Below are 22,378 nucleotides of genomic sequence, written 5' to 3' on the forward strand. Positions count from 1 at the left end.
CTCCACGCCGGTGTTCTTCGGCTTCTCCCCGGTGATCGGTGCCGCCGTGCTCAACCCCTGACCGGGGCTATCCGGCGAAGAACGCGTCGATCTCCGCGAGGTCGGTGGATGTCGGCCGCCAGCCGTTGCCCGCGGCGGCGTTCGCGCGGATCTGCTCCGGCTTCGTCGCGCCCGCGATGACGCTCGCCAGCGCCGGTCGGGCGAGGAACCACCCGAAGGCCGCCTCGAGGATGCCGATCCCCCGTTTCGCCGCGAAGGCCTGGAACGCTTCGATGGCATCCCAGGGCGCGTTCTCGTGCACCTCGGGACGTTGGCGGCCGATTCGGGTGTCGGCGGGCAGCTCCGAGCGGGAGAACTTGCCGGTGAATAGGCCGTTGGCGAGCGGGAAGAACGGCAGGAATCCGAGCCCGAGTCGCTCGACCGTCGGCAGCACGTCGTTCTCGGCGTCGCGGGCGAGCAAGTTGTAGTGGTTCTGCGCGGAGATGAACCGCGCGGTGCCGAGGCGGGTCGCTTCGGCATCCGCCTCATCGAGCTGGGCGGCGTCGAAGTTCGAGTTGCCGATCGCGCGCACCTTGCCCTCGCGCACGAGTTCGTCGAGCGCGCCGAGGGTCTCGGCGATCGGCACGCTCGGGTCAGGGGTGTGCTGTTGGTAGAGGTCGATCGCCTGAATGCCGAGGCGTTGCAGCGACCCCTCGACCGCGGCGCGGATGTAGGCGCGACCGCCGGGTGGGCCGACCTCGGCGAGGGGACTCTTCATTCCGGTGTGGCCGAACTTCGTCGCGATGACCGCCTCGTCCCGCCGCCCGGCCAGGGCCGCCCCCAGTCGCGATTCGCTCAACCCGTACTCGGCGCCGTAGACGTCGGCGGTGTCGAAGAAGGTGACTCCGGCGTCGAGGGCCGCCTGGATGACGGCGTCGGTGCCGGCCTGATCGAAGGTGAGGGTGCCGGGGCGACCGAGGTTGTTGCAGCCGAGTCCGACGACCGAGACCTCGAGCGTCGATGTACCGAGAGTGCGCGTTTCCATCCGACCAGCCTAGGGATCGTCCTCCTCAGGTTGCTGGCGACTCCTGTTGTTCACGATGTCCGATTCCCGCGACTGGCGGTCGGGGGCGGCGTCTACGCTCGACGCATGACCACCACGCCTGCGGCCCTGCGCCGCATCGACAGTCCGATCGGGCGCATCGAGATCGTCGGCGACGGCACCGCGGTGACCGCTCTCTCGATCGAACGCGACGGATCGCTGCCCCATGACGACCTCCCGGAGCTCTCCGACGAGGTTCTCGACCGCGCGGCGCTGCAGCTCGAGCAGTACTTCGCCGGACGACGTCACGACTTCGACGTGCCGGTGAAGCTCGCCGGCACCGCCTTCCAACGCTCCGTCTGGCAGCAGCTCGTCGACCTCGAGTGGGGCGAGGTCGTGTCGTACGGCGACCTCGGCCGTGGCACCGGGCGGGCGACCGCGGGGCGAGCGGTCGGCGGCGCGGTCGGGGCGAATCCCGTCCCGATCATCGTGCCCTGCCACCGGGTGCTCGGCAGCGATGGAACGATCACGGGCTACAGCGGCGGTGAGGGCATCCCGACGAAGTCGTGGTTGCTCGCTCACGAAGGCATCGAGCATCGGGTTCCCCGGGGCTACGAGGCGGTGCCGCTGTTCGATGTCGAGGCCGGGCTCGCCGAGGCGGGCGCCGGGAGTTCCGCCTCGCGTGCGGGCGCCGCGTGACCCGACCCGAGATCCTCGTCGGAGACGACGGCAAGCCGCGGTGCGGCTGGATCGGAGTCGATCCCGCCTACCGCCGGTATCACGACGACGAATGGGGAACCCCGCTGCACGGCGATCGGCCGCTGTTCGAGAAGATCTGTCTGGAGGGTTTCCAGGCGGGGCTGTCGTGGATCACGATCCTGCGCCGGCGACCGGGCTTCCGGGAGGCGTTCCACGGATTCGAGTTCGATCGCATCGCGGCCTACGACGATGACGACGTCGCGCGCCTGATGGCCGACGAGCGCATCATCCGCAATCGCGCGAAGGTGCTCGCCACGATCGGCAACGCGCGGGTGACCGCAGAGCTGGTGCGAAACTCCCCGGGCGCCCTCGACGAGGTCATCTGGGGCTTCGCGCCCGAGCAGCGTCCCCGTCCGCAGACCTGGGCCGACATCCCCGCAGTTACGCCCGAGTCCGAGGCGCTCAGTGCCGCGCTGCGCAGGCTCGGCTTCCGGTTCGTCGGGCCGACGACGATGTACGCCCTCATGCAGTCGGCGGGACTCGTCGATGATCACCTCGCCGAGTGCTGGCGCGCGAGTTAGACGACGAGGTCGAGCTCCCCGGGTGCGCCGGGCTCGAGACGAATGCCTTCGGCCGCGGCCCAGCCGAGCAGTGACGCGACATCGGGATGATCGATCTCGGCGAGCAACAGCCGGCGGGCGAAGGCGCCCTTCCCCTTCTTGTTGAAGTGGGTGAGCGCTCGTTTGCGGCCGTCTCCCCCTTCACTCACCACCCGGACGTACACCGAGTCGCGCCGATCGGGGGCGGGGCCGAGTGCGGCGTAGCCTTCGGAGCGCAGATCGAGGATGAGGCCCTCCCGCTCGGCGAACAACGCCGTGAGCGGGGGGCGCCAGATCTTGCCGAGGCTGATACCGGGTACGCGGGAGTCGTGCGACAAGCGGTACCCCGGGATCGGGTCGAGCGCGCCGCTCAGCCCGAATAAGGCGGAGCCGATCGCGACGTGCTCGGCGGCGAAACGGCGCGCACTCGCGGGAAGCGACGCGGCATCCAACTCGTCGAAGAGCACCCCGTCGTACCTGTCGATCGCCGCCATCGTCGGCGACGTGTTGACGACCCGATTGCGCGCCGCCTCCGTCGCACTCGACGGGCCGAGCCGCAACATGCCCGCCGCGGCCGCCAGGTTGCGCGACAGCGCCTTCAGCCCCGCGAGCGCCTGACGACGAGCCGTCGTCAGCTCGGGAAACGAGAGCGTGGCGAGGTCGAGCGGCGGACCGTCACCGCCGTGGCGCTTCGTCTCGGACGGCGGAAGGAGGATGAGCACCAGGCCCGCGCACTAAGCCCGCACGAAGGCGACGAGCTGCTCGACGAGCACCGGCACCGGGTGCACTGAGTCGACAGTGATGCGCGGCACCGCCCCCGAGTCGCCGCCCCACGGCTCCCACTCGTCGAGGCTCTGCTCGACCGCATGCCAGGTGGGTTCGGCGATGTGGGCGAGCTGGCGCCCCCGGGCTTCGAGGCGGGCACGGTGCACGCCCTCGTCGGAGCAGACGACCTCGACGAAGCGGATCGGGATGCCGCGACGAGCGGCGAGCTTCAGCCACTGCTCACGCGCCGGCTCCACCGCGTTGACGGCGTCGACGATCACCCCGCCGACGCTCGCGATGACCGCCTCGGCGATCGTCTCGGCGACCAGATAGGCGGCGAGCCCAGTCGGCTGGTCGGCGTGGATCCCCGCGGAGAGGATCGCCGACTCGATCGGATCGACCGACACCACGGGCAGACCGAGCGCCGCCGCCGAGGCTTCCGCGACGGCGCTCTTGCCGGTGCCGGGCAAGCCGGCCATCACGATGAGCATGCGCCCTCCCCCGGGCAGAACGACTGGAGACGAGTCGGGTGTCAGGAAACGAGACTGGCGGTGCCGGCGACGATCGTCACCTTGTCATTCTGCACCGACAGGAACCCGTCTTCGGCACTCGCGGTCACGACCGAGCCGTCGAGCAGTGTCACCCGCACCTCGCCCGAGGCGAGAATGCCCAACACCGGCTCGTGACCGGCGAGAATGCCGATCTCACCGATCGTCGTGCGCGCCACGACCTGCCGCGCCTCGCCCGACCACACCTCGTGGTCGGCCGCGACGACGCTGACAGCCAGTGACTTGGGCTCCGCCATGATCAGCCGTTCTGCTTCTGGATCTTCGCCCACTGCTCTTCGACCATGTCGATGCCGCCGACGTTGAAGAACGCCTGCTCCGCGACGTGGTCGAACTCGCCCTTGACGATCGCGTCGAAGGACTCGACCGTCTCCTTGAGCGGAACGGTGGAACCTTCGACGCCGGTGAACTTGGTCGCCATGTAGGTGTTCTGCGAGAGGAACTGCTGGATGCGGCGCGCGCGCGACACCGTGATCTTGTCTTCCTCGGAGAGCTCGTCGACACCGAGGATGGCGATGATCTCCTGGAGCTCCTTATTCTTCTGCAGGATCGCCTTGACGGCGGTCGCGACGCGGTAGTGGTCTTCACCCAAGTAGCGCGGGTCGAGGATGCGGGAGGTCGACGACAGCGGGTCGACGGCCGGGTAGAGGCCGCGGCTTGCGATCTCACGCGAGAGTTCCGTCGTCGCGTCGAGGTGCGCGAACGTGGTGGCCGGTGCCGGGTCGGTGTAGTCGTCGGCGGGCACGTAGATCGCCTGCAGCGAGGTGATCGAGTGACCACGCGTCGAGGTGATGCGCTCCTGCAGGATGCCCATCTCGTCGGCGAGGTTCGGCTGGTAGCCCACCGCGGACGGCATGCGGCCGAGCAGGGTCGAGACCTCGGAGCCGGCCTGCGTGAAGCGGAAGATGTTGTCGATGAACAACAGAACGTCTTGCTTCTGAACGTCGCGGAAGTACTCCGCCATCGTCAACGCCGACAGCGCAACACGCAGACGTGTTCCCGGCGGCTCGTCCATCTGGCCGAAGACGAGGGCCGTCTTGTCGAAGACGCCCGCCTCCTCCATCTCGTGGATGAGGTCGTTGCCCTCACGGGTGCGCTCACCGACACCGGCGAACACCGACACACCACCGTGGTTGGCAGCGACGCGGTAGATCATCTCCTGGATGAGAACGGTCTTGCCGACACCGGCACCACCGAAGAGGCCGATCTTTCCACCCTGCACGTACGGCGTGAGGAGGTCGATGACCTTGATGCCGGTCTCGAACAGCTGGGTCTTGCTCTCGAGCTGGTCGAAGGCCGGGGGCCGACGGTGGATCGGCCAGCGCTCGGTGATCTCGATCTTCTCTCCGGGGGCTGCGTTGAGCACCTCGCCGATGACGTTGAACACCTTGCCCTTGGTGACGTCGCCGACGGGCACCGAGATCGGGTTGCCCGAGTCGCGCACCTCCTGGCCGCGCACCAGACCATCGGTCGGCTTGAGGGCGATCGCCCGCACGAGGTCGTCGCCGAGATGCTGCGCGACCTCGAGGGTCAGCGTCACCGTCTCGCCGGCGAGGGTGATCTCGGTCTGCAGCGCGTTGTAGATCTCGGGGATCGCGTCGTGCGGGAACTCGATGTCGACGACCGGCCCGGTGACCCGCGCGATGCGTCCGACGCCGCCGGCAGCCTGCGTCGCGCGACCGCCGCTGGCGTGCTGCACGGGCGCATCCTTCTTCGTGTCGGCCTTCTTGGTGGCTGTAGCCATCTCTCGTCCTCTTCCTGGAGCTTCTTCGTTACTTCACGAGGGCGTCGGCGCCGCCGACGATCTCGGAAATCTGTTGGGTGATCTCGGACTGGCGCGCGTTGTTCGCCAGTCGGGTGTAGTCCTTGATGAGCTTGTCGGCGTTGTCGCTCGCCGACTTCATCGCCTTCTGGGTGGCGGCGTGCTTCGCAGCGGCCGACTGCAGCATGGCGTTGAAGATGCGGCTCTCGATGTAGACCGGAAGCAGCGCATCGAGCACGTCGTTCGCGTCGGGCTCGAACTCGTAGAGCGGCAACGCGACGTGCTCGGCCTCGGGCTCCTCGACGCCTTCGACGACCTCGAGCGGCAACAGGCGCACCGTCTCGGGATCCTGGACGAGCATCGAGACGAACCGGTTGTAGACGATGTGGATCTCGTCGACGCCGCCCTCGGCCGTCGGCTGCTCGAACTTCTCGACGATCGCCGCGGCGATCTCCTTGGCGGTGTCGAACTCCGGGCTGTCGGTGCCGCCGGTCCAGATCTGCTCGGATGCGCGGCGGCGGAACGCGAAGTACGCGACCGCCTTGCGGCCGACCAGGTAGTGCACGACCTCTTTGCCCTCGGCCTCGAGGCGCGTGCGCAGCTCGCTCGCCTCGCGGATGGCCTGCGAGTTGAACGCACCCGCGAGACCGCGGTCGGAGGTGAACAGCACGATCGCGGCCCGCGTCGGGTTCTCGGGCTCGGTCGTGAGCACGTGCTTGACGTTGGAGTAGGTCGCGACCGCCGAGACGGCGCGCGTCACGGCGCGCGCGTACGGCGCCGAGGCCTGAACGCGCTGCTGCGCCTTCTGGATGCGCGACGCCGAGATCAGCTCCATGGCGCGAGTGATCTTCTTGGTGGTCTGGGCCGTCCGGATCTTCTGCCGGTAGACCCTCAGCTGGGCTCCCATATCGCTTCTATCTAGCTCTTACCGGCGACTCTTGACGATCTTTTCCTGGTTGATGTCATCCAGGGGGATCTCGTCGAACTGCTCGGAACCGGGGTCGTGCAGCGTGCGGCCGTCGCCGGTCTGGAACTCGCCCTTGAACTTCTCGACAGCCTTCTCCAGCTCGACGACCGTGTCGTCGTCGAGCACGTTGGTGTCGCGAAGCTTGTCGAGGATCTTCGTGTTGCGACCGAGCGAGTCGAGCAGCTCGCGCTCGAACCGCAGCACGTCGGGCACCGGCACCTCGTCGAGGTGGCCGTTGGTTCCGGCCCAGATCGAGACGACCTGCTCCTCGACCGGGTACGGCGAGTACTGCGGCTGACGCAGCAGCTCCGTCAGGCGCGCGCCGCGGGCGAGCTGACGCCGTGAGGTGGCGTCGAGGTCGGAGGCGAACATCGCGAACGCCTCGAGCGAGCGGTATTGGGCCAGCTCGAGCTTCAGCGTTCCCGACACCTTCTTGATGCTCTTCACCTGGGCATCCCCTCCGACGCGCGACACCGAGATGCCGACGTCGACCGCGGGGCGCTGGTTGGAGTTGAAGAGGTCGGACTGCAGGAAGATCTGGCCGTCGGTGATCGAGATCACGTTGGTCGGGATGTAGGCCGAGACGTCGTTGGCCTTGGTCTCGATGATCGGCAGGCCGGTCATCGAGCCGGCGCCCAGCTCGTCGGAGAGCTTGGCGCAACGCTCGAGCAGACGGGAGTGCAGGTAGAAGACGTCACCCGGGTAGGCCTCGCGTCCCGGCGGGCGGCGCAGCAGCAGCGACACGGCGCGGTAGGCCTCGGCCTGCTTCGTCAGGTCGTCGAAGATGATCAGCACGTGCTTGCCGGCGTACATCCAGTGCTGGCCGATGGCCGAGCCGGTGTACGGGGCGAGGTACTTGAAGCCCGCGGGGTCGGATGCCGGAGCCGCGACGATCGTCGTGTACTCCATCGCGCCGGCGTCTTCCAGCGCGCCCTTCACGGCCGCGATCGTCGAGCCCTTCTGGCCGATGGCGACGTAGATGCAGCGCACCTGCTTGGCGGTGTCACCGGAGTCCCAGTTGGCCTTCTGGTTGATGATCGTGTCGATCGCGATAGCGGTCTTGCCGGTCTGACGGTCGCCGATGATGAGCTGGCGCTGGCCCCGGCCGATCGGGATCATCGCGTCGATCGCCTTGATGCCGGTCTGCATCGGTTCGTGCACGCTCTTGCGGGACATGACGCCCGGCGCCTGCAGCTCGAGGGCGCGACGGGTCTCGCTCGTGATCTCGCCCAGACCGTCGATCGGGGTGCCGAGCGGGTCGACCACGCGGCCGAGGTAGGCGTCGCCGACGGGAACCGAGAGCACCTCGCCCGTGCGGGTGACCTCCATGCCTTCTTCGATGCCGGTGAACTCACCGAGCACGATCACGCCGATCTCGTTCTCATCGAGGTTCAGCGCGAGGCCGAGGGTGCCGTCGGCGAAGCGCAGCAGCTCGTTCGCCATCGCGCCAGGGAGACCCTCGACGTGGGCGATGCCGTCTGCGGCGTCGACGACCGTGCCGACCTCGGTCTTCTGCGCGCCCGACGGCTGGTAGCCGGCGACGAAGTCTTTGAGGGCGCTGCGGATCTCGTCGGGAGAGATGGTGATGTCTGCCATGGGGTTTCCTTTGGAAGGGGTCGTGTGTGCCGGGTCAGCCGGCGAGTTGGAGTCGGAGGTCGGCGAGGCGGGAGGCGACGGTGCCGTCGATGACGTCTTCGCCGATCTGCACCCGCAGGCCGCCGATGACGGTCGGGTCGATGCGCAGGGCGATGCGCGGCTCGCGCCCATACTGCGTCGTCAGAGTGGAGGTCAGCTTCTCGAGCTGCGCGGCGGAGAGCGGCGCTGCGGCCGTGACCGTCGCGACGATGCCGCCGGAGGCATCCGCCACCGTTTCGGCCGCCGACTGCAACAGCTCGCCGATACGGCGGCCCCGCGGGCTCTGCACGAGGTGGCGCGCGATCGACACCGTCGCCGGATTCGCCTTGCCGCCGAGCAGTCGCTCGACGAGTGCCGCCTTCTGAAGCGGGTCGCTCAGGGTGCTGCCGACCGCGAGCTCCAGCTCGTTGTCGCTCGTCACCGCCCGCGCGAACGCGAACAGCTCCGACTCGATCGCGGCGTCCGGCGACGCCGCGGCGATCGCCCGGATGCCGATCTGCTCGATGCCGTCGATCAGCTCGTCGGAATCCGACCAGCGAGCCGTGGTGAGACCCACCAGCAGTCGCGCGGTTGCCGCGTCGAGACTGCTGAAGATCTTTCCGATGAGCCTCGACTTCTCGGCCGGTTCGATCGACGGGTCCACGAGCAGCGATCGCAGCTGCGGTGAGCCCGCGATGTCACGCCCGGCCGACAACAGCTGTTCGCCGGTGGCGAGCGTGACGCCCTTCTCTCCGGCGAGAGCGGTGACGGCCGCAGCGAGCGCGGCGCGGGAAGCGGAACCCATCAGCGACCAGCCTGCGCCTTCTCGGACGCGGCGAGGTCGACCAAGAAGCGGTCGACGATGCCGGCGGCCTTCTTGTCGTCGGTCAACGACTCACCGATGACGCCCGACGCGAGGTCGAGCGCGAGCGAGCCGACCTCGGTGCGCAACGACGCGAGAGCGGCTGCCCGCTCGGCTTCGATCTGCACCTGGGCGTTCGCGACGATGCGGGCGGCGTCGGCCTGCGCCTGCTCGACGAGCCCGGCACGGATCTGCTTGGCGTCTTCGCGAGCCTCCTCGCGGATGCGACCGGCTTCGGTACGCACCTCGGCGAGCTGCGCCAGGTACTTGTCCCGCGCTGCCTTGGCCTCGGCCTGCGCCTCGTCGGCGCGCTTGATGCCGCCCTCGATGGCGTCGACGCGAGCGTCGAGTGCAGTGTTGATGCGCGGCACGAACCTCCAGAGCATGAGGCCGACGATCAGCGCGAAGGCGAGCGACCCCCAAATCAGGTCGGGAAGCGCGGGGAGAAGCAGAGACTGCGTCGCCTCCTCCCCCTCCGGGTCGACTGCGAGGACGGCGAATGCGATCAGCATCCGGACTCCTTCGGTTCTAGGTGACGCAACTTACGGTGCGACGGGCGCGGGGAACGGGATGAAGGCGACACCGATGGCGATGAAGGCGAGAGCTTCGGTGAGGGCGATACCGATCCACATGAGGGTCTGGAGGCGACCGGCCATCTCAGGCTGGCGGGCGACCGACTCGATCGTCTTGCCGACGATGATGCCGACGCCGACACCGGAGCCGATAGCGGCGAGACCGAAAGCAAGCGGGGCGAGCTGTCCGACGATGTTCACAGGGATTTCCTTTCGAGGTGGGGCAGAAACGTTCGACGAGCTCTAGTGCTCGTCGGCCAACGCCAACTGGATGTAGATGGCGGTGAGGATCGTGAAGACGAAGGCCTGAAGCGCGGCGACGAAGATCTCGAGCGCGGTGAAGGCGATGCCGAAGGCGAAGGTGCCGATGCCGAGGAGCCCGAGCGGGTTGCCCTGCTCGACGAGCACCGTCACGAAGAAGAAGTTCGTCGCGAGAAAGCACAGCACGAGCAGCATGTGCCCCGCCACCATGTTCATGGTGAGTCGCAGGGTCAGCGTGATCGGCCGGATGATGAAGGTCGACAGGGTCTCGAGGATCGCGATGACCGGCACGATGAGGATCGGAACGCCCGGAAGCACGGTCGCGTTCTTGAAGAACCTGAACCCGTGGCGCCGCATGCCGGCATAGATGAACGTGAAGTAGGCGACGAGGGCCATGATGAGGGCCTGCCCGATGAGACCGGTGCTGGCGATCTGAAGCCCGGGAATCGTGCCGGTGATGTTCAAGCCGAGTGTCAAGAAGAAGATCGTGAACAGCAGCGGCATGAACCGCCGGCCGTCCTTCTCGCCGAGGGTCTCGATGATGATGTTGTTGCGCACGAAGCCGGTGATGGTCTCGAAGACCACCTGGCCCTTGGTCGGAACGACCTTGAGGTTGCGCGTCGCCACCCAGAAGATGACCGCGAGCACGACGACCACGAGCATGCGGATGAGCAGGATGCGGTTCATCTCGAACGGGGTGCCGATGAACAGAATCGGCTCGGGGAAGAACTCTTCCACCGACGGCCCACAGAACTCGCCCGGGGGGCACTCCGCCATCGGAAGGATCGGAGCGAGGATTGCAGCTAACAGGGGCTTTCTCCTGAATCGGGCGCGACAACGCGGGCGATTTGTGGGGGGAAGGTCGCCACTACCCTATCAAGGAATTGAGTGGCCTCTGGCGGGGTCGCCGGGCAGCTGGACGTCGCTGACGTACGGGACGCGGGTGCGGGCCATGGCGACGACGTCACCGCCGAGAGTGCCGACCACCGCCGCGATGACCGCCCAGAAGAAGACGACCGGATCGACGGCATCCCAGGCGCGTATGAGGATCGCCGCGACGACGAAAACGACGAACTTCAGCACCCAGACGCCGAGCACGATGGCGAAGAACACCGGGTTGGTGGCATCGCCTCGCGTCACCCGCCCGGCGACGAGGATGCTGACTGCGGTCAACCCGAGAAAAACCGCCGAGAGCGCCGCGCCGAACAGCCCGCCGAGCAGGCCGGGAAGCCCAGAGGTGAACCAGCCGATCGTGCCGGCGACGACCGCCACGGCGACCGCCACGATGGCGCCGTAGCGCAGCGCTCGGGTCATGAGGTGGGCAACGGTCACGAAGATGCCTCTTTCTCGTGCAGCCGCTCGATCGCCTCCGCGGCCTCCGCCGAAGTGTGCTCCGTGCCGGCCTCGCTCGCCTCCGACGCGGCGTCGAGCGGGTCGAACCCGGCGACCCCGGCATCCTCTGCCAGTTCGGCCGGTGCGCTCTGCACCGCCGCCTCTGCCGCCTTGCGCCGACTGAGCGGCGCCAGCGTGACGATGGTGCAGACGACGAACCCGACGAGCATCACCATGCCGCCGATCAGCAGGCCGCGCCCGGGGATCAGGAAGAGCAGCATGCCGACCGACGCGACGGCGGTCCAGGCGTAGAAGATGATCACCGCGTGCACGTGCGAGTGCCCCATGTCGAGCAGCCGGTGGTGCAGGTGGTTGCGGTCGGCGCTGAACGGCGACTTGCCGGCGCGCATGCGACGCAGGATCGCAAGCGTGAAGTCGGCGAGCGGCACGATCAGCACCGCGAGGGGCAGGATGACCGGGAGGAGCGCCACCAGTCCCTGGCTGGTGCTCGCGGGAACGCTTCGACCGGCGAGCGCGACTGTCGACGTCGCCATCAACAGACCGACGAGCAATGCCCCGCCGTCGCCCATGAACAGGCGTGCGGGTCGGGCGTCGCCGCGCCGCCAGTTCCAGGGCAGGAAGCCGGCGCATCCGCCGATGAGGGCGGCGGTGATGAACTGCGCCAGGTTGAAGTAGTTGCTCTGCTCCGTCGGACCATACGAGACGATGTAGCCGTAGACGAAGAACGCGGCGCTGGCGATCACCGCGACACCCGCCACGAGTCCGTCGAGGCCGTCGATGAAGTTCACCGCGTTCATCACCAGCACGATGAGAAAGACCGTGACGAGCAGCGACATGTACGGCGACAGCGGAGCGACAGTGCCGGGGAGGGGAATCCAGGCGATCTGCACGCCCTGCCAGGCCAATAGCCCGGCCACCATGACCTGGCCCGCCAGCTTGGTGAACCAGTCGAGATCCCAGATGTCGTCAGCGACCCCGATCAGCACGATGAGCAGGGCGGCTGCGAGAACCGCGAGCACCTGCTGCGGCTGCGCATAAATGAGCGCGAGTGCCGGTAGCTGAGATCCCACCGCGAACGCGATGACGATGCCCAGGAAGAGTGCGATGCCGCCGAGTCTCGGTGTCGGGCGGGTGTGCACGTCGCGCGCCCGGATCTGCGGGTAGAGCCGGTACTTGTGGCTGAGCTTCCAGATCGCCCAGGACGCTCCGAAGGTGACCACGCCCGACACGCCCGCGACGAGGACGTAGAAGACTATGCGCACCGGTCGGCCCCCACGACCTCGACGATCGCCTCGTCGGGGATGACCCCGTGGCGCAGGATGCGCAGCTTGCCGTCCGGATGCTCGAGGGCCGTCGCGTCGACGATCGTCGATCCGGTGCCGACGAGCGCCTCGGGGTACGCGGTGCCGGCCGGGCCGGCTTCGAGGTAGACCGCGACGCTGTCGCCGAGCGCCGCTTCGGCTTCGGCGGCGGTCATCGCGGCGGGCTCACCGGTGCGATTGGCGCTCGACACCGCGAGCGGCCCCGTCTCGGCGAGCAGTTCGAGCGCGATGCGCTGATCCGGCATCCGCACGGCGACCGTGCCGCGGGTCTCCCCCAAGTCCCAGTCGAGCATCGGGCGGGCGCGGAGCACGACAGTCAGGCCGCCGGGCCAGAACTTCGCGACGAGCGCCCGCACCTCGTCGGGGACGAACTCGGTGAGCGCGTCGAGGGTCGGGATGCCGGGCACGAGCACGGGTGGCGGTGCCGTGCGATCGCGGCCCTTCGCCTCGAGCAGCCGCCGCACCGCGGCGGGAGAGAACGCGTCCGCCGCGACGCCGTAGACCGTGTCGGTCGGGATGACCACCAGCTCCCCGCGCCCGATCGCGACGCGGGCGGATCGCATCCCGGTCAGCAGGTCGTCGGGGACGCTCGTGTCGTACAGAGCCATGGCCGTTCCACCCTAGGCGTTCCGGCCGGGTGTCAGCGTTGTCCCCAACCGTCGACCAGACTGGAAGCACCATGGGCCTGCTCTTCGTCTTCGATATGGACGACGTTCTCTACGACTACGACTGGCGTCACCGGATGTCGGGGCTCGCCGCTCTGACCGGGCACGACTTCGCCGAACTGCGTCGACGCTGGTGGCACGACGAGGGCGAATGGGCCGCCGAGGCGGGACACTGGCCCGACGGCGCCTCGTACCTCGCCGACTGGGTGGCCGCGGTCGGCACCACCCTCACCTCCGACGAGTGGCTCGCCAACCGCGGCTCGGCGATGACCCCGCGGCCCGAGGCGCTCGCGGCCGTGAAGCGCGCCTCCGACTTCGGCCGGGTGACGCTGCTCACCAACAACGGACCGCTCGTCGGCGAGAACCTACCGACGCTCGCCCCCGAACTCGTGCCGCTGTTCGGCATCGAGCATCTCAAGGCGTCGAGCCACTACGGCGCCCGCAAACCCGACCCCGCGGTCTTCGAGGCCGTACTGCGGGCCTACGACGAGCCGGCCGAGCACACCTTCTTCGCCGATGACATGGCGGTCAACGTCGAGGGCGCCCGTTCGGTCGGCATCACCGCCCACCTCTACCGCGACCCCGCCGCACTGCTGCAGGCGATCGAAGACTTCGCCGCGGCCCGCATCTCGGTGGTCGAGTAGCCGACGTAGTCGGCGTGTCGAGACCGGGCGCGATGGGTCTCGACACGCCCGCTTCGCGGGCTACTCGACCACCGAGGAAGACGCGGCCGCCGAGGGGGTCAGCGCAGGACGGTGGTCGCGCGGTCGCGGCCGAGGAGGTCGCGGGTTGTGGCGGGAGCGCTCCAGCCGTCGGCGGTGAGAAGGGCGCGGATGTCGGCGCCCTGGAGTTCGCCGTGCTCGAGCACCAGGATGCCGCCCGGGCGCAGCAGTCGGCGGGCGGACGTCGACACGGCGCGCACGACATCCAGACCGTCGGGTCCGCCATAGAGTGCGATCTCCGGATCGTGGAGCCGCACCTCCGGGTCGCGCGGGATCGCGCCGAGCGGGATGTACGGCGGGTTGGAGACGACGACATCCACCGTGCCGTCCAGTTCGGGCAACGCGGCGCCCAAGTCGGCGAATACCAGGCGCAGATTGCTGGCACCAACACGTTCGAGGTTCTCGCGGGCCCAGATGAACGCGCGCGGCGACACCTCGACCGCGAACACCTCGGCGTGGGCCACCTCGGTGGCCAGGGCGAGGGCGATCGCCCCGCTGCCGGTGCCGAGATCCACGGCGCGCGGCGATCCACCCGGAACCGCCAGCAGGGCGTCGATCGCCACCTGGGCGACCAGCTCGGTCTCGGGACGCGGCACGAACACTCCCGGGCCCACGCGCAACTCGAGCGAGCGGAAAGCCGCCACCCCGGTCAGGTGCTGCAGCGGCTCTCGGGCGGCACGGCGTTCGACGAGTTCGAGCACCGCGTGCCGCTGCTCGGCGTCGACCTGGGTTCCGGTCACCGCGCGGGCCTGCACCTGACCGCGCGACAGGCCGAGCACGTGCGCGACGAGCAGTTCGGAATCCGCCTCAGGCGACGGCACGCGAGCCGTGGTGAGCACGGCGACGGCGTGGTCGAGCAGGGCGCGGAGGTTCACGGTGCCGGCGTCAGGATGTCGTGTCGGCGAGATCGGCGAGGCGGGATTCCTCGTCGGCCTGGATGCACGAGTCGATGACAGGCTGCAGGGCGCCGTTCATCACCTGGTCGAGGTTGTACGACTTGTAGCCGGTGCGGTGGTCGGCGATGCGGTTCTCAGGGAAGTTGTAGGTGCGGATGCGTTCCGAACGGTCCATCGTGCGGATCTGCGTCTTGCGCTGGTCGGAGGCCGCCGCGGCGATCTCCTCCTGCTGACGAGCGAGCAGCCGGGCGCGCAACACGCGCATGCCGGCCTCGCGGTTCTGGATCTGCGACTTCTCGTTCTGCATCGACACGACGATCCCCGTAGGCAGGTGGGTGATGCGCACGGCCGAGTCGGTCGTGTTGACGCTCTGCCCGCCCGGCCCCGACGAACGGAACACGTCGATGCGCAGATCGTTGGGGCTGACGTCAATCTCTTCGGGCTCGTCGACCTCGGGGAAGACGAGCACGCCCGTCGTCGAGGTGTGGATGCGGCCCTGCGACTCGGTCGCAGGCACCCGCTGCACGCGGTGCACTCCGCCCTCGTACTTCAGCGACGCCCAGACGCCGAGTGCCGGGTCGGTGGCATTCGACTTGATGGCGACCTGCACGTCTTTGTAGCCGCCGAGGTCGGACTCGTTGCGCTCGAGTAGCTCGGTCTTCCAGCCGCGGGACTCGGCGTAGTGCAGGTACATGCGCAGCAGGTCGGCCGCGAACAGCGCCGACTCCTCGCCGCCCTCGCCGCCCTTGATCTCCATGATCACGTCGCGCCCGTCGTCGGGGTCGCGCGGGATGAGCAGGCGCCGCAGCTTCTCGGCGGCGGCGAGCAACTGCTCTTCGAGCGCGGGTAGCTCGGCGGCGAACGCCGCGTCTTCCTTCGCCAGCTCACGGGCGGCGGCGGCATCCTCTTCGGCCGCCTGCCAGGCGGCATGGGCGGCGACGATCTGGTTCAACTCGGCATAGCGCCGGTTGACCTTCTTGGCGCGCCCGGCATCCGCATGGATCGCCGGATCCGAGAGCTGCTGCTGCAACTGCTCGTGCTCGGCCAGCAGCGAGGCGACCGATTCGAACACCCCAAAACTCCTTAGAAAACCTACTCCTTGTGGCCGTTCCCGTTCGGGATGACCTTCTGGATCTGCACCAAGAACTCGACGTTCGACGCGGTGTCCTTGAGCTTGCTGAGCACGACCTCGAGCTGTTGCTGCGGGTCGAGACCCGCGAGCGACCGCCGCAGACGCGAGGTGATCTGCACTTCTTCCGGGGTGAGCAGCTCGTCTTCGCGACGCGTGCTCGAGGCGACGATGTCGACAGCCGGGAAGATGCGCTTGTCGGCGAGCTGGCGCGAGAGGCGCAGCTCGGAGTTGCCGGTGCCCTTGAACTCTTCGAAGATCACCTCGTCCATCTTCGAACCGGTCTCGACGAGCGCGGTCGCCAGGATGGTGAGCGAGCCGCCGCCTTCGAGGTTGCGAGCGGCGCCGAAGAAGCGCTTCGGCGGGTACAGCGCCGACGCGTCGACACCGCCGGAGAGGATGCGACCGGATGCCGGACTGGCGAGGTTGTACGCGCGGCCCAGACGGGTGATCGAGTCGAGCAACACGACGACGTCGTTGCCCAGCTCGACGAGACGCTTGGCCCGCTCGATCGCCAGCTCGGCGACCGTGGTGTGGTCTTCGGCCGGGCGGTCGAAGGTCGAGGCGATGACCTCGCCCTTCACCGCACGCTGCATGTCGGTGACCTCTTCGGGGCGCTCGTCGACGAGCACCACCATGATGTGCACCTCGGGGTTGTTGACCGCGATCGCCTTGGCGATCGCCTGCAGGATGATCGTCTTGCCGGCCTTCGGGGGCGCGACGATGAGGCCGCGCTGGCCTTTGCCGATCGGAGCGATCAGGTCGATGATGCGCGTCGAGAGCTTCTCAGGGCTGGTCTCGAGCCGCAGGCGCTCCTGGGGGTAGATCGGGGTGAGCTTGCCGAACTCGATGCGCTCGGCCGCGTCCTCGACGCTTTGCCCGTTGATCGAGTCGATCTTGACGATCGCGTTGTACTTCTGGCGGCTCTGCTCGTTCTCGCGCGGCTGGCGGATGGCGCCGACGACGGCGTCGCCCTTGCGCAGGTTGTACTTCTTCACCTGGCCGAGCGAGACGTAGACGTCGTTGGCGCCCGGGAGATAGCCCGAGGTGCGCACGAAGGCGTAGTTGTCGAGAACGTCGAGGATGCCGGCGACCGGGATCAGCACATCGTCGTCGCTGATCTCGGGCTCGAACTCGTCGTTCTGGGCCGGGCCACGACCGCGCTTGCGGTCACGGTAGCGGCCTCGGCCGCGGCCCTCTCCATCGTCGGCGGCGGGGCCGTTCTGACCGTTCTGTGCGGCTCCGCCCTGAGCGTTGCCGTTCTGCGTGGTGCCACCCTGGCGACCGGTGCCGCCTTGTTCGGCGCGGCCGCCGCGATTGCGGTTGCGGCCGCGACCACGACCGGTGGTCTCGTCGCCCTCGGGCTCGGCCCCCGACGTCACGTCGGGCAGCAGGCTGTCGAGCTCGGCGGCGATCTCTTCGCGCGAGCGCTGCGACTCGGCGGGAGCCTCGACGACGGGGATCTCGACGGCGAGCGCCGCGACCTCTTCGGTCGACGCGGTCGCCCGACGTGAGCGGCGAGCGGGGATGGTGTCGCCGTCGGCGACGACGGGCGGCTCATCGGCGACCGGCGCGTCGGATACGGGCGCCTCGGCGGCAGGGGCCGCGTCGGTCACGGACGCTTCGGCCTCGGGGGTGTCTGAGAGAGAGTCCACGAGTTCTCCTTTTCGAAGTTTGGCGGCACCGGCGATGCCACGCTCCGCGGCCAGGGCCTGCAGCTCGGGAAGCTTCAGGCGGCTCAATGCGGCGCGGTCGGTCGCGGCGGTGTCGACGTCAGTCAAGGGGGTGTGTTCCTTTCGACCCGGGCACAGAACGTTCCGGGGTTCGGTTCTTTCGAACCACTCGAATGACCTCGAGATGAGGCGCACGAGAGGAGGATTCAGAACCTGATGGGAGTGCACTTCGTTCGAAGGGGGCGAGCTCTTTCTTGGGCTAGGCCACGGCCTCAGTGGAGTGCGGTACCACTGTAGCACCCTTGAAATCGACGGCGAGCAGCAGACAATCCCACACGGTCGTCGCCGATTTCTGCACCAGATCGGTCGCCACGAGACGCTGTGCCGGGTCGCTGCCGAGCACGAGGATCGACGGCCCCGCCCCCGAGACGACGGCGGCGAGACCGTGCGCGCGCAGAACCTGGATGAGGGCATCCGTCTCGGGCATCGCGCTCGCCCGGTAGCTCTGGTGCAGCTTGTCTTCCGTCGCCGCGAGCAGCAGTTCGGGGCTCTGAATGAGAGCCGCGATGAGCAGGGCCGAGCGGCTCACATTGAAGATGGCGTCTTCGTGCGGCACCGACTCCGGCTGGAGGCTGCGGGCCAGCGCCGTCGACATCACCGACTCGCGGGGCACGGCGACGAACGGCGAGACCCCCCGGTGCACGATGAGCTTCTTGTGCTTCGGGCCCTCGGGGGTCACCCAGGCGATCGTGAGACCGCCGAACAGGGCGGGGGCGACGTTGTCGGGGTGGCCCTCGAGTTCGGTCGCCCGGGCGAGCAGCCCTTCGGCGTCGATCTCGACGATCCCTTCGAGCAACCCCTTCGCCGCCATGATGCCGGCGACGATCGCGGCGCCCGACGAGCCCAGGCCGCGGCCGTGCGGGATGCCGTTGTGCGCGACGACGTCGAGGCCGGGCATCTGAACCCCATAGTGGGCGAAGGTGTGCGCGGCGGCGCGGATGACGAGACTCGACTCGTCGGTCGGCACCTCCCCGACGCCGACACCGCGCACGTCGATCGTCGCGCCCGGCTCCGCCCGGGTCGTGAACTCGAGCTCGTCGTAGAGCGCCAGCGCGAGGCCGAGCGTGTCGAACCCGGGGCCGAGGTTGGCGGTCGTCGCGGGGACCTTCACCGCGACACTGCGCCCGACCGGCACCGACTTCATGGCCACCACGCTCATGAGCTCTTCGAGAGGCCGAGCACGCCGGCGACCTCGGCCACGTCGACGCCCACCTTGGTCGGCGCGACATCGCCGCCGTCGGCGGTCTTGAGGGCCCACTGCGGATCTTTCAGGCCGTGGCCGGTGACGGTCAGCACGACCGTCGAGCCCTTCGGGATCTGCCCCGCCTCCGCGCGTTCGAGCAGCCCGGCGACGCTGATCGCGGACGCGGGCTCGACGAAGACGCCGACGTCCCGCGACAGGATGCGGTGCGCGTCGAGGATGACGTCGTCATCGATCGCGCCGAAGTAGCCGTCGGTGAGTTCCCGCGCGGCGAGCGCGAGTTCCCACGACGCCGGGTTGCCGATGCGGATCGCGCTCGCGATGGTCTCCGGATTCTTGACGACCTCGCCGGTGACCATCGGCGCCGACCCCGAGGCTTGGAAACCGAACATCCGCGGCAGCTTGGTGACGCGCCCGGCGGCGAGGTCTTCGGAGTAGCCGCGGGTGTAGGCCGTGTAGTTGCCGGCGTTGCCGACCGGGATGAAGTGGAAGTCGGGGGCATCCCCCAGCACCTCGACGACCTCGAAGGCCGCCGTCTTCTGGCCCTCGATGCGGTCGTTGTTGACGGAGTTGACCAGGTGTACCGGGTAGTGGGCGGCGAGTTCGCGCGCGATGTCGAGGCAGTCGTCGAAGTTGCCGCGCACCTGCAGCAGTTCGGCGCCGTGGGCGATCGCCTGCGCGAGCTTGCCCATCGCGATCTTGCCGTCGGGCACGAGCACCGCGGCGGTCAGGCCGCCGTAGGTCGCGTACGCCGCCGCCGAGGCCGAGGTGTTGCCCGTGGAGGCGCAGATGACCGCTTGGGCGCCGTGCTCCTTCGCCTTTGTGACGGCCATCGTCATCCCGCGGTCTTTGAACGACCCGGTCGGGTTCATGCCCTCGTACTTGACCCACACCTTCGCGCCGGTGCGGTCGGAGAGCGCCGGTGCGGCGATGAGCGGCGTGCCGCCCTCGCCGAGGGTGACGATCGGCGTCGCGTCGGTCACGTCGAGACGGTCGCGGTATTCGTGGAGCACTCCACGCCACTGATGGGCCATGACTTTAAAGTCCTTCTACTCTCAACACGCTGGACACCGCGGTCACGACGTCGGTGGATTCCAGGGCGGAGACGGTCGCGGCGAGCGCAGCCTCGGTCGCCTGGTGGGTGCCGATCACCAGGGTAGCGGTGGGGTTCTGCTCGGCCGAATCCGGCCGGGCGTCTTGCTGCACGGCTTCGACCGACACCCCGTGTTCGGCGAACAGGGTCGCGATCGCGGCGAGCACGCCGGGCTTGTCGGCGACCTCGAGGGTGATGCGGTAGCGGGTGCGCACGCTCGAGATCGGCAACACCGGCAGGTTGGCGTGCGTCGACTCGGCGACCCCCGGACCGCCGATCACGTGGCGGCGGGCGGCCGAGACGACGTCGCCGAGCACGGCGGAGGCGGTCTGGACTCCCCCGGCGCCGGCGCCGTAGAACATCAGGCTGCCGGCCGCTTCGGCTTCGAGGAACACCGCGTTGTTGGCCCCGTGCACCGCGGCGAGTGGGTGGTCGAGCGGCACGAGGGCCGGATGCACGCGGGCGCTGACGCCTTCCACCCCGGTTTCGGGGTCGACGACGCGTTCGCACACCGCGAGCAACTTCACGACGAACCCGGCCTTGCGAGCCGCGGTGACTTGCTGGGTGGTGATCGAGCCGATGCCCTCGCGGTACACCGCCGCGAGCGGCACCGTGGTGTGGAAGGCGAGGCTGGCGAGGATCGCCGCCTTCTGCGCCGCGTCGTAGCCCTCGACATCCGCCGTCGGGTCGGCCTCGGCGTACCCGAGCCGCTGCGCGTCGGCGAGCACCTCGTCGAAGGGGTCGCCGCCGGTGTCCATGCGATCGAGGATGTAGTTGGTCGTGCCGTTGACGATGCCGAGGATGCGCTGCACCCGGTCGCCCGCGAGGCTGTCGCGCAGCGGCCGGATGATCGGGATCGCCCCGCCCACTGCGGCCTCGTAGTAGAGCTGCGCGCCGACCTGCTCGGCGATGTCGAACAGCTCGGGGCCGTGGGTGGCCAACAGCGCCTTATTGGCGGTGATGACGTCGGCACCCGAGTTGAGGGCGAGCACGAGGTACTCGCGGGCGGGTTCGAGACCACCCATGAGTTCGACGACGATGTCGGCGCCGAGGATGAGCGACCGGGCATCGGTGGTGAGCAGGTGCGCGGGGATCTCGGCCGACCGGGCGGCGTCGAGGTCGCGCACGGCGACCCCCACGAGTTCCAGCCCAGCCCCGACGCGCTCGCTGAGTTCGTTGCCGTGTTCGAGCAACAGCGAGGCCACCTGGGCGCCGACGGATCCCGCACCGAGCAGGGCGATGCGGATGTTGCGGTACTCGATCATGGGGTCACTCCGGCGTCTCGGGAGAGCAGGTCGGCTTCGGTTTCGCGCCGCACGATGACGCGGGCCGCGCCGTCACATACGGCGACGACCGCGGGGCGGCCGAGATAGTTGTAGTTGCTCGCGAGCGACCAGCAGTAGGCGCCCGTCGCGGGAACGGCCACGAGGTCTCCGGGGGTCACGTCGCCCGGCAGGTAGTCGGCGTGCACGACGATGTCGCCCGACTCGCAGTGCTTGCCGGCGATGCGCACGAGACTCGCGTCGGCATCCGATGAGCGGTTGGCGATGCGCACGGTGTAGTCGGCGCCGTAGAGGGCGGGGCGGACGTTGTCGCTCATGCCGCCGTCGACGCTCACGTACTTGCGCACGTCCGCGCCATCGACGACGACATCCTTCGTCGTGCCGACCTCGTAGACCGTGACGGTCGACGGCCCGATGATCACGCGGCCGGGCTCGATCGCGACGATCGGCACCGGGATGCCCAGGGCGGCGCACTCGGTCGATACGACGCGGGCGAAGTCGGCGGCGATCTGCCCGATCGGGGTGACGACATCGGCGCTCGTGTAGGCGATGCCGAACCCGCCGCCGAGGTTGAGTTCGGGCACCTCGCCGCCGGCGAGCAGTTCGGCATGCACGGCGAGCAACCGCCGCGCGGCCTCCGCGAAGCCGGCCGACTCGAAGATCTGCGACCCGATGTGCGAGTGCAGCCCGAGGAATCGCAACTCGGGGTGCGCGCGGATGGCGGCCACGGCATCCGCTGCTTCCGCGAGAGGGATGCCGAACTTCTGGTCTTCGCGGGCCGTCGCGAGGTACTCGTGAGTCGAGGCGTGCACGCCGCTGTTGATCCGCAGCAGCACCGTCTGGACTCGACCGTGACGTTCGGCGGCGACGGCAACGCGATCGATCTCGACGACGCTGTCGAGAACGATCGCGCCCACGCCGAGTGCGACCGCTCGGTCGATCTCGGCGAGGCTCTTGTTGTTTCCGTGGAATCCGAGCAGGGCGGGGTCGACTCCGGCAGCCAGGGCGACGGCGAGCTCTCCGCCACTCGCGACATCGATGCGCAGCCCCTCGTCGACCATCCAGCGGGCGACCGTCGTGCAGAGGAAGGCCTTACCCGCGTAATAGACGTGGACGCTCGAACCGACGGCGGCGAACGCGGCGTCGAAGGCCTCGCGCACCGCAACCGCCCGGGAGCGCGCTTCGGCCTCGTCGACGACGAACAGCGGGGTGCCGAACTCGGCGGCGAGATCGGTCAGCGAGGCGCCGGCGACGCGGATCGCGCCGTCGTCGCCGCGGGCGGCCGAGGCCGGC

General features: G+C 68.9%; 24 protein-coding genes. 3 read left to right on the forward strand and 21 right to left on the reverse strand.

The genetic code is table 11. From position 1 onward, the window contains the following. Nucleotides 1-67 precede the first annotated feature (67 nt). Nucleotides 68-1,024, reverse strand: coding sequence for an aldo/keto reductase (locus WBL06_RS06495; RefSeq protein WP_424455165.1), 957 nt, complete (start codon nt 1,022-1,024; stop codon nt 68-70). A 105-nt stretch (nt 1,025-1,129) separates the two neighbouring features. Here WBL06_RS06495 and WBL06_RS06500 point away from each other — a divergent pair, with 105 nt between their 5' ends. Both WBL06_RS06500 and WBL06_RS06505 read left to right on the forward strand, forming a co-directional pair. Further along, nucleotides 1,130-1,720, forward strand: coding sequence for a methylated-DNA--[protein]-cysteine S-methyltransferase (locus WBL06_RS06500; protein ID WP_424455166.1), 591 nt, complete (start codon nt 1,130-1,132; stop codon nt 1,718-1,720). Beyond that, the gene (locus tag WBL06_RS06505; protein WP_424455167.1) at nt 1,717-2,301 is read left to right on the forward strand and encodes a DNA-3-methyladenine glycosylase I; all 585 of its coding nucleotides are present in this window, start codon (nt 1,717-1,719) and stop codon (nt 2,299-2,301) included. The genes WBL06_RS06500 and WBL06_RS06505 overlap by 4 nt, the downstream gene beginning before the upstream one ends. Here the strand turns inward: WBL06_RS06505 and WBL06_RS06510 are convergent. The 13 genes from WBL06_RS06510 to WBL06_RS06570 all read right to left on the reverse strand — a co-directional run bounded on the left by WBL06_RS06510 (nt 2,298) and on the right by WBL06_RS06570 (nt 12,971). After that, entirely contained in the window at nt 2,298-3,041 is a 744-nt protein-coding gene (locus tag WBL06_RS06510) for a YaaA family protein (protein WP_424455168.1), read from the reverse strand. The genes WBL06_RS06505 and WBL06_RS06510 overlap by 4 nt on opposite strands. 12 nt (nt 3,042-3,053) lie before the next feature. Continuing rightward, entirely contained in the window at nt 3,054-3,563 is a 510-nt protein-coding gene (locus WBL06_RS06515) for an AAA family ATPase (protein ID WP_424455169.1), read from the reverse strand. 53 nt (nt 3,564-3,616) lie between these two features. After that, nucleotides 3,617-3,889 (reverse strand): F0F1 ATP synthase subunit epsilon, encoded by a 273-nt coding sequence (locus WBL06_RS06520; RefSeq protein WP_424455170.1) that lies wholly within the window; start codon nt 3,887-3,889, stop codon nt 3,617-3,619. Between the two features lie 2 nt (nt 3,890-3,891). Continuing rightward, entirely contained in the window at nt 3,892-5,394 is a 1,503-nt protein-coding gene (atpD, locus tag WBL06_RS06525; RefSeq protein WP_424455171.1) for a F0F1 ATP synthase subunit beta, read from the reverse strand. A gap of 28 nt (nt 5,395-5,422) precedes the next feature. After that, complete coding sequence (locus WBL06_RS06530; RefSeq protein ID WP_424455172.1) at nt 5,423-6,319, reverse strand: F0F1 ATP synthase subunit gamma; 897 nt, start codon at nt 6,317-6,319, stop codon at nt 5,423-5,425. An 18-nt stretch (nt 6,320-6,337) separates the two neighbouring features. After that, entirely contained in the window at nt 6,338-7,975 is a 1,638-nt protein-coding gene (atpA, locus tag WBL06_RS06535; protein WP_424455173.1) for a F0F1 ATP synthase subunit alpha, read from the reverse strand. Nucleotides 7,976-8,009: 34 nt separating this feature from the next. Further along, nucleotides 8,010-8,798, reverse strand: coding sequence for a F0F1 ATP synthase subunit delta (locus tag WBL06_RS06540; protein WP_424455174.1), 789 nt, complete (start codon nt 8,796-8,798; stop codon nt 8,010-8,012). Then, a complete protein-coding gene (locus WBL06_RS06545) occupies nt 8,798-9,367 on the reverse strand; it encodes a F0F1 ATP synthase subunit B (protein WP_424455175.1) in 570 nt (189 codons plus the stop codon). Before WBL06_RS06545 ends, WBL06_RS06540 begins: the two co-directional genes overlap by 1 nt. Nucleotides 9,368-9,397: 30 nt before the next feature. Continuing rightward, nucleotides 9,398-9,628, reverse strand: coding sequence for a F0F1 ATP synthase subunit C (atpE, locus tag WBL06_RS06550; protein WP_424455176.1), 231 nt, complete (start codon nt 9,626-9,628; stop codon nt 9,398-9,400). Between the two features lie 42 nt (nt 9,629-9,670). After that, a complete protein-coding gene (gene atpB, locus WBL06_RS06555) occupies nt 9,671-10,465 on the reverse strand; it encodes a F0F1 ATP synthase subunit A (protein ID WP_424455177.1) in 795 nt (264 codons plus the stop codon). 99 nt (nt 10,466-10,564) lie between these two features. Further along, the gene (locus WBL06_RS06560) at nt 10,565-11,020 is read right to left on the reverse strand and encodes a hypothetical protein (protein ID WP_424455178.1); all 456 of its coding nucleotides are present in this window, start codon (nt 11,018-11,020) and stop codon (nt 10,565-10,567) included. Continuing rightward, nucleotides 11,017-12,303, reverse strand: a complete 1,287-nt coding sequence (locus tag WBL06_RS06565; RefSeq protein ID WP_424455179.1) for an MraY family glycosyltransferase — start codon at nt 12,301-12,303, stop codon at nt 11,017-11,019. The genes WBL06_RS06560 and WBL06_RS06565 overlap by 4 nt, the downstream gene beginning before the upstream one ends. Beyond that, entirely contained in the window at nt 12,294-12,971 is a 678-nt protein-coding gene (locus WBL06_RS06570) for an L-threonylcarbamoyladenylate synthase (RefSeq protein ID WP_424455180.1), read from the reverse strand. Before WBL06_RS06570 ends, WBL06_RS06565 begins: the two co-directional genes overlap by 10 nt. Before the next feature lie 71 nt (nt 12,972-13,042). Here WBL06_RS06570 and WBL06_RS06575 point away from each other — a divergent pair, with 71 nt between their 5' ends. Then, on the forward strand, nt 13,043-13,672 hold the full coding sequence (locus WBL06_RS06575) for an HAD-IA family hydrolase (RefSeq protein ID WP_424455181.1): 630 nt from the start codon (nt 13,043-13,045) through the stop codon (nt 13,670-13,672). Between the two features lie 98 nt (nt 13,673-13,770). Here WBL06_RS06575 and prmC read toward each other — a convergent pair whose 3' ends face one another. The 7 genes from prmC to lysA all read right to left on the reverse strand — a co-directional run. Continuing rightward, entirely contained in the window at nt 13,771-14,610 is an 840-nt protein-coding gene (gene prmC, locus WBL06_RS06580) for a peptide chain release factor N(5)-glutamine methyltransferase (protein WP_424455188.1), read from the reverse strand. 25 nt (nt 14,611-14,635) lie between these two features. Beyond that, nucleotides 14,636-15,718: a peptide chain release factor 1 gene (prfA, locus tag WBL06_RS06585; RefSeq protein WP_424455182.1), complete on the reverse strand. Its 1,083-nt coding sequence runs from the start codon at nt 15,716-15,718 to the stop codon at nt 14,636-14,638. Between the two features lie 20 nt (nt 15,719-15,738). Next, entirely contained in the window at nt 15,739-17,556 is a 1,818-nt protein-coding gene (gene rho / locus WBL06_RS06590; RefSeq protein WP_424455183.1) for a transcription termination factor Rho, read from the reverse strand. A 151-nt stretch (nt 17,557-17,707) separates the two neighbouring features. Then, a complete protein-coding gene (gene thrB / locus WBL06_RS06595) occupies nt 17,708-18,652 on the reverse strand; it encodes a homoserine kinase (protein WP_424455184.1) in 945 nt (314 codons plus the stop codon). An 11-nt stretch (nt 18,653-18,663) separates the two neighbouring features. Then, entirely contained in the window at nt 18,664-19,743 is a 1,080-nt protein-coding gene (thrC, locus tag WBL06_RS06600; protein ID WP_424455185.1) for a threonine synthase, read from the reverse strand. 4 nt (nt 19,744-19,747) lie between these two features. Continuing rightward, nucleotides 19,748-21,067, reverse strand: a complete 1,320-nt coding sequence (locus WBL06_RS06605) for a homoserine dehydrogenase (RefSeq protein ID WP_424455186.1) — start codon at nt 21,065-21,067, stop codon at nt 19,748-19,750. After that, a partial coding sequence (gene lysA, locus WBL06_RS06610; protein ID WP_424455187.1) for a diaminopimelate decarboxylase occupies nt 21,064-22,378 on the reverse strand: 1,315 nt, incomplete at its 5' end. The genes lysA and WBL06_RS06605, both read right to left, overlap by 4 nt.

The organism is Pseudolysinimonas sp., from assembly GCF_049651805.1.
Lineage (GTDB): Bacteria > Actinomycetota > Actinomycetes > Actinomycetales > Microbacteriaceae > Pseudolysinimonas_A.